Annotated in this window: 11 protein-coding genes; 9 read left to right on the top strand and 2 right to left on the bottom strand. The window is 63.2% G+C overall.

Annotation, left to right across the window (positions count from 1 at the left end):
- Positions 1-28 precede the first annotated feature (28 nt).
- The 5 genes from ACAX43_RS16020 (at position 29) to ACAX43_RS16000 (ending at position 5,446) form a co-directional block, all read left to right on the top strand.
- Positions 29-1,090, top strand: coding sequence for a porin (locus ACAX43_RS16020; protein WP_370709391.1), 1,062 nt, complete (start codon positions 29-31; stop codon positions 1,088-1,090).
- Between the two features lie 98 nt (positions 1,091-1,188).
- Complete coding sequence (locus ACAX43_RS16015) at positions 1,189-2,439, top strand: MFS transporter (protein ID WP_370709390.1); 1,251 nt, start codon at positions 1,189-1,191, stop codon at positions 2,437-2,439.
- Between the two features lie 58 nt (positions 2,440-2,497).
- Positions 2,498-3,610: a class II histone deacetylase gene (locus tag ACAX43_RS16010; protein WP_370709389.1), complete on the top strand. Its 1,113-nt coding sequence runs from the start codon at positions 2,498-2,500 to the stop codon at positions 3,608-3,610.
- Positions 3,611-3,830: 220 nt separating this feature from the next.
- Positions 3,831-4,646 (top strand): MoaF C-terminal domain-containing protein, encoded by an 816-nt coding sequence (locus ACAX43_RS16005; protein WP_370709388.1) that lies wholly within the window; start codon positions 3,831-3,833, stop codon positions 4,644-4,646.
- Between the two features lie 20 nt (positions 4,647-4,666).
- Positions 4,667-5,446, top strand: a complete 780-nt coding sequence (locus tag ACAX43_RS16000; protein ID WP_370709387.1) for an SDR family oxidoreductase — start codon at positions 4,667-4,669, stop codon at positions 5,444-5,446.
- Here the strand turns inward: ACAX43_RS16000 and ACAX43_RS15995 are convergent.
- On the bottom strand, positions 5,443-6,240 hold the full coding sequence (locus ACAX43_RS15995; RefSeq protein ID WP_370709386.1) for an SDR family NAD(P)-dependent oxidoreductase: 798 nt from the start codon (positions 6,238-6,240) through the stop codon (positions 5,443-5,445). The two genes, ACAX43_RS16000 and ACAX43_RS15995, sit on opposite strands and share 4 nt — an antisense overlap.
- A 206-nt stretch (positions 6,241-6,446) precedes the next feature.
- On the opposite strand from ACAX43_RS15995, the gene ACAX43_RS15990 reads away from it, so the two are divergent.
- From ACAX43_RS15990 to ACAX43_RS15975, 4 genes are all read left to right on the top strand, one after another.
- A complete protein-coding gene (locus ACAX43_RS15990) occupies positions 6,447-7,178 on the top strand; it encodes a LuxR C-terminal-related transcriptional regulator (RefSeq protein WP_370709385.1) in 732 nt (243 codons plus the stop codon).
- Positions 7,179-7,322: 144 nt separating this feature from the next.
- The gene (locus ACAX43_RS15985) at positions 7,323-8,822 is read left to right on the top strand and encodes an aldehyde dehydrogenase family protein (protein WP_370709384.1); all 1,500 of its coding nucleotides are present in this window, start codon (positions 7,323-7,325) and stop codon (positions 8,820-8,822) included.
- 76 nt (positions 8,823-8,898) lie between these two features.
- Positions 8,899-10,239: an aspartate aminotransferase family protein gene (locus ACAX43_RS15980; protein WP_370709383.1), complete on the top strand. Its 1,341-nt coding sequence runs from the start codon at positions 8,899-8,901 to the stop codon at positions 10,237-10,239.
- 268 nt (positions 10,240-10,507) lie between these two features.
- Positions 10,508-11,449 (top strand): helix-turn-helix domain-containing protein, encoded by a 942-nt coding sequence (locus tag ACAX43_RS15975; RefSeq protein WP_370709382.1) that lies wholly within the window; start codon positions 10,508-10,510, stop codon positions 11,447-11,449.
- A gap of 64 nt (positions 11,450-11,513) precedes the next feature.
- On the opposite strand, the gene ACAX43_RS15970 is transcribed toward ACAX43_RS15975, so the two are convergent.
- Positions 11,514-12,455, bottom strand: coding sequence for a DUF4279 domain-containing protein (locus tag ACAX43_RS15970; protein WP_370709381.1), 942 nt, complete (start codon positions 12,453-12,455; stop codon positions 11,514-11,516).
- Positions 12,456-12,633 lie beyond the last annotated feature (178 nt).

Here is a 12,633-nt window from a genome sequence, read left to right as displayed (position 1 = left end):
AAAACATCAGACGGTTGGGAGTTTCTCGATGAAACGAAACGAATCACGGCAGCGCGGCGGTCGACGAAAGGCGTTAGCGGCATTGAGCGCGGCGGCCGCCTTCTGGGCCACGACCGCACACGCGCAATCGAGTGTCACGCTGTACGGTTTGATCGACGCCGGCCTTCAGTACCGCACGAACGCGGACGGCCAGCACAGCGCGCTCAACTTGCAGAACTACGGCGTGTTGCCGTCGCAGATCGGTTTGACGGGAGCGGAAGACCTGGGCGGCGGTCTGCAGGCGATTTTTCGCCTTGAGCAGGGCATCAACGTCAACGACGGCACGGCCACGGTGCCCGGTTATGCATTCTTTCGCGGCGCTTACGTCGGTTTGACCGGCAAATTCGGCACGCTCACGTTGGGGCGGCAGTTCAGCGTGCTGTTCGATCGCACGGTTTTCTACGATCCGCTGCTGTATGCGGCATACAGCGGCCAGGGCGTGCTGGTGCCGCTGTCGGCGAACTTCATCGATAACTCGGTGAAGTTCAAGACGGCTGATTACGGCGGCTTCAGTGCCGAAGCACTGGCGGCGACCGGTGGCGTGGCCGGCAATTCACGCTCGGGCCGCGTGCTGGAAATCGGCGCGCAATACGGCGGCAACGGTTATGGCATCAGCGCGGCGCTGCATCGGGCGCAAGGGACGGCATCCGCGGCTGGGGACACGTCGGGATTGCAGCAGACCATCGGTACGCTGGCCGCGCATTGGGACATTGCGACGCTTTCGCTGTACGGCGGCGCGGAGCGGCAAACCGGCTCGCTTGCGCCATCGAAAACCGTGGCGTGGGGCGGGGCGCGCTATCAGGTCAACACCTTCGTCGGCCTCGCGGGCGGCGTCTATCAGACCTGGTCGAGCACGCCGAGCGTCGGCCATCCGACGCTGTTCATCGCGAGCGGCACCTACGCACTGTCGAAGCGCACGGTGGCCTATGTGAATCTCGGCTATTCGCGCAATAGCAGTGAAAGCTCACAGCCAGTCTACGAATACGACGCCGTTCCGCTTAACGGCGCCTCGCAGTTGGGGGCGATGCTCGGCATGTATCACACGTTCTGATTGCCCGCCGCCGGCGTGGCGCTTCAGTTTCGACAGCGTCGGCGAATTGCCTTCTTATTCGCCTTCGTTGCAACCGCAACCGTTACCTCATGAGTTCCATGAAAACTCCTTCGACATCCTCATTTGCCCCGGCCGCCACGTCTACGTCCACGGCCGCGCCGCGCGAATTCGCGACGTCTACGCTGCTGTCGCTGGTGGTGTTCGCCGCTATCACGCCGCTCCTGTTGCTGGTCGCACCGGCAGTGGCCGCTCAGCTCGGCGGACAACTGGGTTTGAGCGCCTCGCAGATCGGCACGTATTTCTTCGTCGAACTCGGTGCGTTCAGCTGCGCGACGCTGCCATCGCTCCTGTGGCTCGGACGGGTCGACGCGCGCCGGGTCGCGGGGATCGCCACGGCGGTGTTTTGCGTCGGCAATGTCGCGACCGCGGTGCTGATGCCGGGTTTTGTCGCGTTACTGGTGCTGCGCGCGCTGACCGCGCTCGGTGGCGGCACGCTGATGGTGCTGTGCATGACGAGCGCGGCGACGAGCGGCAATCGTGACCGCGTGTATGGCTTGTGGGTGGTCGGTCAACTGGTGGCCGGGGCGCTCGGGCTGTTCGTGCTGCCGCATCTGTTCGATGCGTTCGGTTTGCGCGCGCTGTATGTGGCGCTGGCCGTGCTCGCGCTGATCGCGTCGCCGCTCACGCGTGGCTTCGATCCTGCATTGGGTGGCGCAAGCGGCAAGCGGGCGCAACAGGCTGCGTCCGGCATGAACGGCACAAGCAGTACAAGCAGCCCAACCAGCAGATGGTTTCTCGCGACGCTGGTGATCGGCGGCGTACTCGCGTTCTATGTGGCGATCGGCGGCGTCTGGACTTTCGCGAGCAAGGCGGCAGCGCTTGCCGGACTCGACGCCGGACACGTCGGCGAACTGCTGGCAATTGCGAGCGTGATGGGGATCGCCGGCGCGGCGTGCGCATCGTTCATCGGCAACCGGATCGCGCGCGCCGCGATGCTGCTGACAGGTTACGCGATCCTCGTCGCGGCCTTACTCGGGCTGTCGGCGCATCCCGGCTCGACGGGCTACGCGGCCGCGATCTTTGCGTTCAAGTTCGCGTGGACTTTCGTGCTGCCGTTCATCCTCGCAGCGGCCGCAAAAACCGATGCGTCGGGCCGCTTGATCGCCACGCTGAACTTCGTGATCGGCGCGGGGCTCGCGGTCGGTCCGCTGATCGCCGGTGTGCTGCTCGATGCCGGCGCGGGACTCAATACGCTGTTTCAGGGCGCGGCGGTGATCTGCGCGCTGTCTTTCGTCTGCTTGCTCCGTGTCGAGCGTAGCGGGCGCGAAGTGCCGGGCGCGCGTCAGTGATCGTGCCGCCGAACCCGGTCGAATTGAATCCGCTGGTGAACTACAGGTAAGAGACATCATGAGCAAAACAGCATTTTTCACGGATGAACGCACTTTTTGGCATACAGGTGGCACGCATGCGCTGTTCTTTCCGGTCGGCGGCTGGGTGCAGCCGCCGTCCAGCAGTGGCTACGCGGAATCGCCGGATTCGAAGCGCAGGCTGCTCGCGCTGATTCAAACCTCGGGGTTGGCGGCATCGCTCGACATGAAGGGCGCGGCGCTCGCCACTGAAGCAGATTTGCTACGCGTGCATCCACGCGACTATCTGAATCGTTTCAAGGCGCTCAGCGACACCACCGGCGGCGATCTTGGCGAGCTCGCGCCGTTCGGCAAGGGCAGCTACGAAATCGCAGCGCTTTCCGCAGGGCTCGCTTTAAGCGCAATCGACGCCGTGCTCGACAAGCGTGCGAGCAACGCATTCTCGCTGTCGCGCCCACCCGGCCATCACTGCTTGCGCGACAAGCCGATGGGTTTCTGCCTGCTGGCCAATATTCCGATCGCGATCGAAGCGGCGCGCGCGAAGCATGGCGCCGAACGTGTCGCGGTGATCGACTGGGACGTCCACCACGGCAACGGCACGCAGTCGATCTATTACGACGATCCGAACACGCTGACGATTTCGCTGCATCAGGACCGCTGCTTTCCGCCGGGCTACAGCGGCGCGGATGAGCGCGGCACGGGCGCCGGCATCGGCGCGAACCTGAACATTCCGCTGTTGCCAGGCGGCGGCCACGACGCCTATCTGTATGCGTTCGAGCGCATCGTGCTGCCTGCGCTCGACGCCTTCAGGCCCGATCTGATCGTGGTGGCGAGCGGGCTCGACGCGAGCGCCGTCGATCCACTCGCGCGCATGCTGCTGCACAGCGAGAGCTATCGCACGATGACGCAAATGATGCGCGATGCCGCCGAACGGCATTGCGGCGGACGTCTGGCGATCGTGCACGAGGGTGGGTATTCGGAAGCATACGTGCCGTTCTGCGGCCACGCGATAGTTGAAACGCTGGCGGACGTGCGCACGCAAGTGACCGATCCGATGCTCGATCTGGCGATTGCGCAGCAGCCTAACGAGCGCTTCAAGGCGTTCCAGCGTGGCTTGATCGATGAGCTGGCTGGCGAGTTCGGCCTGCTGTGAGGCCTTTAATGCCTCCGGCGCATCCAGGGAAAGCTCTGGGCCTTTTGGACGCTCGGCCTTCCACGCGCTTCAGGACGCTCAACGTCGCCGGCGTTGTCATCCTTATGGTCGATGCCGCTGCGTCCGCGGCCTCCGTACAGTAGTCACAGGCGCCGCGGCCTGGCGCTTGATGTGAGTAAAAAGCCGCGGCCAATCAATGAACTACTGGAGCAATACAGACATGACATCTCAACCCGTTTTCATTCAAGTCGGCGCGCTGGCCGAAGGTTTTGCACCCGACAGCCACATTCTGCCGCCCGTCGGCGATCTGAGCGGCCGCACGTTGCAGCTTGAATTCGCCGACAACTCAACCCAGGTGTTGACGTTCGTCTCCGCGGATGGGGTACGTACGGAAAGCGGCCAATTCGAATGCCGGGTCACGTCGGTGCGCGACGGCATTTATTTCGTCGATTACATCGGCGGGGGCGACGGTTCGCGGCCTGCAGCCACGAGCTATGTGCTCGATGTGACGCAAGGGGTGTGCACCTCGGTGGTCGGCACGTTGCCGAACGAAAACGAAGCGCGTACCGATGCATTCACGCGTGTCGAGCGAGGCATGGAGCTGACCGGCGTACAGGCGCGGTTCCGTCACGGCAGGATCGCTCAACAGGGCGCTAAAGCAGTGCCGGAAGCCGCGTTGCATCATCCCACTCGGGAGCTGGTCGGCATGCGCAACCTGTATACGTATAGCGCTACCGAACAGTACGAACACGTCTATCTGAACGACAACTTCTATGCATGGCAATGCCTCTCGGGCGTGGAAGCCGGCCTTGCCGATGTCGACCGTTGCCACTACATCGCCATCGCGAAAGATCTCTACCTGTTCGTGTGGCGCGAAAAAATCATTCCGACGCTTGGCGTGGTGATGATCGATCTCGACCGCAAGAAGACGGACGGCAAGATTTTCGGCTATCAGGGGAGCCAGTTCGACACGCTGTCGAATTTCCCGGTCGGCGCGCTTGCGCAAGTGCTCAACGTGACGCGGCATCCGCGATGAACGGCGCAGCGCAGCATGCGATGAACATGCGTGATTTCGCCGGCAAAGTGGTGCTGGTAACCGGCGGCGCGCAAGGCATCGGGCGCGGCGTCGCCGAGGCGTTCGCCGCGCGCGGCGCCTCGGTGGCGATTGCGGATTTGCGCGTCGACGCGGCTTCTGAACCGGTACAGCGTCTCGCGCTTCAGGGTGGCACGGGGCGCGCGTACGAGACGGATATGGCGGAGTACACGCAGATCGAGCGCGTCGTCGCCGACGTCGAAGCCGACTTCGGCCGGCTCGACGTGGTCGTGCACAACGCCGCGTATTTTCCGCTCACCGCGTTCGAGGCGATCACGCCCGCGATTCTGCAGCGCACCTTCGCCGTGAATCTTGCCGCGCTGTTCTGGCTCGCGCAGGCCGCCACGCCCGCGTTCATCCGCCAAGGCGGTGGCCGGATGCTGGCGACCTCGTCGGTGACGGGGCCGCGTGTAGCGTATCCGGGGCTCGCACACTACGCGGCGTCGAAGGCCGGTGTGAACGGGTTCATTCGCGCCGCAGCGTTGGAGTTGGCCACGCACCGGATCACGGTCAACGGTGTCGAGCCCGGCATGATCCGCACGCCCGCGATGGGTAACCTCGGCGACGACGCGCACAACCGCCGTATCGAACAGGCTATTCCGCTCGGACGTTTGGGTGAACCGTCCGATATTGCGGCGGCCATGCTGTTTCTGGCTTCCGACGCAGCGTCGTACATCACGGGCCAAACCATCGTGGTCGACGGCGGCGCGACCTTGCCCGAGTCGACCGCCGTGACGGGCTAAGGCCTCGCTGACATAGGGTCGAACGCCAGCGTCGGCACATCGACAATCGACGAGCCGCCATCGGCAACGAGGGTGGCACCCGTCACGATCGACGCGGCGGGCGACACCAGAAATTCGCATACACCGGCGATTTCCTCGGCGTACGCGGGGCGGCGCAACGGCACGTCGGCACAGACGCGCTGGTACACCGCGTCGAGCGTTTCGTCGTAGCGCTGCATCAGCGGTTGCATTTCCGCGTCGGCCATCGGCGTGCGAACCCAGCCCGGACATACCGCATTGACGCGCACGCCGTGCGGACCGTAGTCGCGCGCGAGCGAGCGGGTGAGGCCGATCAGCGCGTGCTTCGACGTGGTGTAGCCGCACACGGCAGGCCCCGCGGCAAGCGACGCGATCGACGCCACCAGCACGATCGCGCCGCGCCGTTCGATCAGATCGGGCAGGCAGGCGCGGGCGGCGACGAAAGCCGTGTCGAGATTCGCGCGCATCGCGGCGGACCAGGCCGCGTCGTCGGTCTCGATGGCGGTGCCCATGCCAAAGCCGCCGGCGCAGGCGATCAGCGCGTCGATGGCGCCGCCGTCGGTGTTGATCGCGGCGATGAAGCGCTGCCAGTCGGCGGCGCTGGCCGCGTCGCCGTCGAGCACCAGGCCGCCGGTTTCGCGCGCCACCCGTTCGAGCGGTTCGCGGCGCCGGCCGATCAGCGCCACGCGCGCGCCGCGCGAAGCAAACAGCCTGGCGCAGGCTTCGCCGATACCGGTGCCGGCGCCTGTGATGACAACGGTGCGTCGTTCAGACATGGCGTTCCTTATGACGTAGTGAAAGGAGTAGTGAGTGAATCCACGGAGTCTAGGCGTGAGGACGCAAGCACGGAATCAGGCAAAAGGATGACAACGCAACCGTCGTCCGCGTATTCGTGCGGCCGTGCCGATTTGCCGATTCGCGCTCACGCGGCCCAATCGCACGTTCGTACGATGGTCTTGATCTGGTGAATCGGGAGAGCGCCATGTTGAACACGATCCGCGACGAAGCCGCGTCGCAAACCGCTTTCACGCCCGCACTGGGCGCCGCCGCGAGGACGCTGGCGCAACTGATACGGCCTTCGGCGACGGTCTTCTACTGGGTCGGCGCGGATAACGAGCCGTCAGGTTTCGAGCTGTTCGGCATGACCGAGACGATGCATCGCACGTATTTGCAGCGCTATTGCACGCTCGACCCGATGCATCCGTCGCGTTTTGCGACGCGCACGGGCAGCGTGCTCACGCTCGCGGGCGAGTTGCCCGAGCCGGTGCGCGGCGGCTCGGTGTATTGGCGGCGCTTCCTGAATCCGCATCAGGTTGTCGATGTGATGGAGGTATTGCTGCGCGACGGCACGCGTCCTGTCGCTGCCTTTTCGATGTTGCGCATGGCGCCCGCGCAAGCATTCTCCAACGACGAGCTGCAGCGGGCCAGCGCCGTGCAGCCGCTTCTGGAGGCGGCGCTGGTGCCGGCGCTCCGCGATCAGCGGCCGATGCGTACCCACCTGCGCAGCGAATCCGCGACCGACACTGAGATCCGTCCGAACCTGACGCACCGCGAACAACAGATCGCGCGCCTCGTGCGCAACGGTTTGTCGAACAAGGCGATCGCACGCGACCTCGAACTCGCGCAGCCGACGGTCAAAACTCACCTTTTGCGCATGTTCCGCAAGCTCGGCGTATCGAGCCGCACGGAAATGATCGGCGCGCTGTTTCTCTAACCCGCTAGATGTTTTCCCTTAAGCGATGGCTTGCCTGCCGATTTGCGCTAACGGTGGACGAACAAGCCTGACTACATTCTTCAGCACGATGGCCTCGCGGCCGCACATCAGACAGCAACGAGACACCAACGAGGGCCCCAGGATATGAGTAACGATGCAACGGTTGTGGTCAGCGACGCGGTTCGCGCGTTCGTGCAACGCGATTTCGGCCTGTTTATCGGCGGCGCGCAGCAACGTGCGCATTCGGAGCGGCGTCTTGACGTGTTCAACCCGGCCACCGGCGAGCGTCTCGCGAGCGTGGTCGATGCGGATGCAACCGATGTCGATCGTGCGGTGAGCAATGCGCGCTCCGCGTTCGACACGCGCGTGTGGAGCGGCCTGCGTCCGGCCGATCGCGAACGCATTCTGCTGCGCTTCGCCGATCTGCTCGAAGCCCATGCCGAAGACCTCGCGCAACTCGAAACCTTGAATCAGGGCAAATCGATCAACATTGCCCGCGCGGTGGAAGTGGGCGCGACGATCGAATACGTGCGCTACATGGCGGGCTGGGCGACCAAGATCACCGGCGAAACGCTCGATGTGTCGATTCCGTTTCCGCCCGGCACGCGCTATACGGCGTTCACGCGCAAGGAGCCGATCGGCGTGGTGGCGGGCATCGTGCCGTGGAATTTCCCCTTGATGATCGCGGTTTGGAAGCTGGTGCCGGCGCTCGCGGCAGGTTGCACCATCGTCGTCAAGCCGTCGCCGGAAACGCCGTTGACGGCATTGCGTCTGGCCGAGTTGGCACTCGAAGCCGGCGTGCCCGCGGGCGCGTTCAACGTCGTGACGGGCGGCCGCGAATGCGGGGCCGCGCTCGCGGCGCATCCGGGCATCAGCAAGATTTCGTTCACGGGCTCGACGCCGACGGGCAAGCTGGTCGGTACGGCCGCCGTGCAGAACATGACGCGCTTTTCGCTGGAACTCGGCGGCAAGAATCCAGCGGTGATGCTCGCCGATATCGACGTCGATCACGCCATTCAAGGCGCGCTGGCGGGCGGCTTCTTCAACCAGGGGCAAGTGTGCGCGGCGGCCTCGCGCATCTACGTGCATCGCAGCAAGTACCGGCAGGTCTCCGAAGGCCTTGCCGATATCGCCAACGCGATGACACTGGGACCTGGCCTCGATCCGACTGCGCAGATCAATCCGCTCGTGTCCGCGCAGCATCGCGACCGCGTCAAGCAGCACGTCGTGCGCGCTCAGGCCGCGGGCCTGACATTCCTCGCGGGCGGCAAGCCGGTCGATCTGCCGGGCTATTACGTGCGTCCGACCGTGATCGCCGATGTGCCGCACGACGCGGCAATCGTGCGCGACGAAGTGTTTGGTCCCGTCCTCGCCATCATCCCGTTCGACGATCCGCTCGAAGCGCTGCGCCTTGCCAACGATTCATCGTATGGCCTCGCCGCCAGCCTATGGAGCAACGACCTCAAGACGGTGATGAACCTCGTGCCGCAAATCGAAGCAGGCACCGTGTGGGTCAACTGCCACGTACCGCTCGACCCGAGCATGCCGTTCGGCGGCTTCAAACAATCGGGCATTGGCCGCGAATTCGGCAAGTACGCAATTGAAGGCTTTACGGAAACCAAGTCCGTGTGCATCGCGCATTGAGCCGAACGCAGGGATAACCAGGCCAATGCCGACACACGAACCTACCAACCTACTGAACTGAGTGGAGTAACGAACCATGGGAACGAACGATTCCGCCTTCTGGCATCCGATGCAGCACCCCGCCGAAATGCAGCAGCGCGAGCCGATCCGTATTGTGCGCGGCGACGGCTGTTATGTGTTCGACGATCGCGGCAATAAGCTTGTGGACGGCGTGGCGGGTCTCTGGAACGTCAATGTCGGCCACAATCGGCGTGAGGTGAAGGACGCCATTGTGCGTCAGCTGGACGAACTCGAATACTTCCAGCTCTTCGACGGCATTTCGCATCCGCGCGCCGAGGAGTTGTCGAGGGTGTTGGTCGAGATGCTCGAACCGGAAGGCATGCGCCGCGTGATCTACAGCTCCGGCGGCTCCGACGCGGTCGAATCCGCATTGAAGCTCGCGCGTCAGTACTGGAAGCTGCAAGGCGAAGCGGACCGCACCAAGTTTATTTCGCTGAAGCAGGGCTATCACGGTACGCATTTCGGCGGCGCGTCAGTGAACGGCAATACCGCGTTCCGGCGCAACTACGAGCCGAATCTGCCGGGCTGCTTTCATGTGGAAACGCCGTGGCTCTATCGCAATCCGTTCACGCAGGATCCCGCTGAACTCGGCCGGATCTGTGCCGGGATGCTGGAGCGCGAGATCATTTTCCAAAGCCCCGACACGGTGGCCGCCTTCATCGCGGAACCGGTGCAGGGCGCGGGTGGCGTAATCGTGCCGCCGGAAAACTACTGGCCGCTGATTCGCGAAGTGTGCGACAAGTACGGCATTCTGCTGATCGCCGACGAAATCGTCACCGGTTTTGGCCGTACCGGCAGCCTGTTCGGCAGCCGGGGCTGGGGGGTGAAGCCGGACATCATGTGCTTTGCGAAGGGTATTTCTTCCGGCTACATTCCGCTTGGCGCGACCGCGTTTAACGAGCGTATCGAGCAGGCTTTCATGAACAACGCGAATTTCACGGGCGCCCTGATGCATGGATATACCTATGCGGGGCATCCGGTTGCGTGCGCGGCCGCACTGGCCAACCTGAAAATCGTCAAGGACGAGAATCTGCCGGCCAACGCCGCACAGCAGGGCGCGCATCTGCTGGAAGCACTGCGGCCGTTCACCGAACGCTATGCGGCGGTGGGCGATGTGCGCGGCAAAGGCTTGATGGTCGCGCTCGATCTGGTGAAGTCGAAGCAAACCCGCGAGCCGATCGACCCGACCTCGGGCTATGCGAATGCGGTGGCCGAAGTGGCGCGGGCACACGGCGCACTGGTGCGGCCGGTCGGCACGAAAATTATCCTGTCGCCGCCGCTGGTGGTCGAACCGGCGCAACTCGATGCGCTCGTGGGTGCGCTGGCAGCAGGTTTCGATGAAGTGAAATTTGCATAATTGACTTGGTCAAGTGTTCAAGCGCGCTGCAGAATGCCTGAATGCGTTTCAGGCTGGTGCAGCGCGCTTCGCATTGAAGTCACCGCAAAATGGTCTGCTTTTTTTTTGCGGTTAGCCGAATCGGCCAGCCTGGAATAACATTGCTCCTTCATTTGCAGCCTGAGCGCCGCGAACCGCGGCGTTCGTCTGCATCCAGGTTGGCGTCCGCTACGACAGGCTGGGCCGCCATTGCATGAATGTAGCCTGTTCAGAGTAGGCGGGAGGGGACATGGACTTCCGGATCAGCACGCTTGCCGACGTGCACGATCATTCGCTGGCCGTGAGCGGCTGGGAACAGGTCTATCGCCAGATGACGCCGGGCCGCTTTCAGAGCACGCTGGTGCAGGCGAGTTCGGCCGACTTTCATTTCTTTCGCGAAACCACCAATCGCCGCGTGGCGCAACATGGCGTGTCGCCGGCCGGTCTCGCATCGATCGCGGTGCCGCTGTATGCGCCGCTCGTCGGCACGTTTCAGGGGCGGCGCGTGGATGGCTACGCGCTGCTGCTGCTCGGCGCGGGCGAGGAGTTTCGCTTCTACACGCCGGAATCGATGCATTATGCCGGCATCAGCGTGTCCGCCGAGATGATGGACGACCTGCTTGGCGCGACGGTGGGCGAGCACGCCGGCCGCCAGGCGAAAGGCGGCGTGCTGGCGCTTTCCGATGAGCAAGGTGTGATGCTGCGCGAACGGCTCGCGCCGTTTCTCGACTCCGCCGAACGCAATGCTGCCGCGTTCGCGCATCCGGCCGCGACCAAGGTGTTCCGCGACGAAATGATCAGTGTGCTGCTCGACCTGCTCGAAAACGCGTCGCGAATGCCGCCGCGCGATCTCACGCACACCACGTATAGCGATATCGTGCGGCGTTGTGAACGCATTCTGCAAGACAATGCCGAGCAACCGATCACCGTGCTCGATCTGTGCCGGGCACTGCGATGCAGTCGGCGTACGTTGCAAACCAGCTTTCAGCGCGTGGCCAACGTCACGCCTGTCGAATACCTGCGCTCGATCCGGCTCAACGCCGTGCATCGGCTTCTGCGCACGACGGGCGCCGACGAACTGCTGATTGGCGACGCCGCCTGCCGCTGGGGCTTCACGCATCTTGGCTATTTCGCCCGCGAATATCGCGATCTGTTCGGTGAATTGCCTTCGCAGACGCCGCGTTTGAGCTAGCACCCAGCTCGCGTTTCCAGATTTGGTCGGCTTTTTTCGCTATAGGCTGTCGACGGACCGCACACTACCGGTACTCGTCAATCTCGATGACACCCCCAAGGGATTCCATTATCTGCCGAATGTCGGCTGGCACATCGGGCACACGGTTACCCGAGGGGTCAAACCAGAAACAGGAGAACCGCACTTTTGCACCAGCCTGTTGCGCGATCTCCCGCAGACCCACACGGGGCAAGCCAAGTCGACTTGTGAGGTATCGTAAATGCGGAGTGAGCAAGTCGCTTTGTACCGCAAGCTCACTGCTTACGCCCCATAGACCGGTTTTCCCCAAGGCTTTGCTGGCTTTGCCTGACGGCAGGGTAAACGACCGACCTTTTACGATTGTTGTATCGGGGGGTACCTGGAAGTATTCAGTCCAGAATTCGGGCATTACCGTATCCCCGGTTATCAGGAAGGACGCATAGGCTCCTGCGTCTGCGTGCGGAACTGAAGATGGGTCATGGTGCATAGTCGTGAATACTGTCCTCAAATATCCGGCCGTCACCGCGTTAACCCGGTCCACCATGTTGTTGTAGCGGTCCATGTAGGCTGTCGCGGCTTCGTAGGACATGCCCAAGCCCGTCATTAACTCCTCACGGAAGCCCGGAAACCTCTTGGGTTTAGGCGCTCGATCGATCCCGGCGGCCCCCGTTCGCGATTGCTCGGCAATGAGTACAACGCTCTCACCGCGAATCATGGACTGTAACGTCTGTACAACCTCCAGGTCAGCGCCGTTCTCTATCAGCCGCTGGTGCCAATGGAAGTTGCTTCCAAGGAACGAGCGGACGCGCTGGACGAGCTCGGCATCCCGAGCCCATACATCGGCGTATGCGCGTTGCGAGAACTTCTTGCCGTCTTCAACCGCCTGCTTTTGTTCGGTAGTAAGAAAGTTGCGGCCACCCCCATAGGCATCCTTGCTGTACAACATCCACCGCTGCAACGAATCTGTTTTCAGTTCAGTGCTGGTCATTCCAGGTCCTGTAGCGTGCGACGGCGGAAATCTATCAGATTGCCAGATACGCATGTTTTTGGGATGCGGCGCGCCGCATTGCCGATTTGTGCTCCCGCTCATCATTTTGGCTTTCTACAGTGCATCAACACTTGCACTGCGACACTGCGCCGAACCTCGTCGTAATGCAGACGAAAGA

The sequence above is a fragment of the Paraburkholderia sp. IW21 genome (genome assembly GCF_041321145.1).
Taxonomy (GTDB): domain Bacteria; phylum Pseudomonadota; class Gammaproteobacteria; order Burkholderiales; family Burkholderiaceae; genus Paraburkholderia.
The sequence above is the reverse complement of the archived record's forward strand: the minus strand, read 5'-3'. Positions and strand labels throughout refer to the sequence as shown.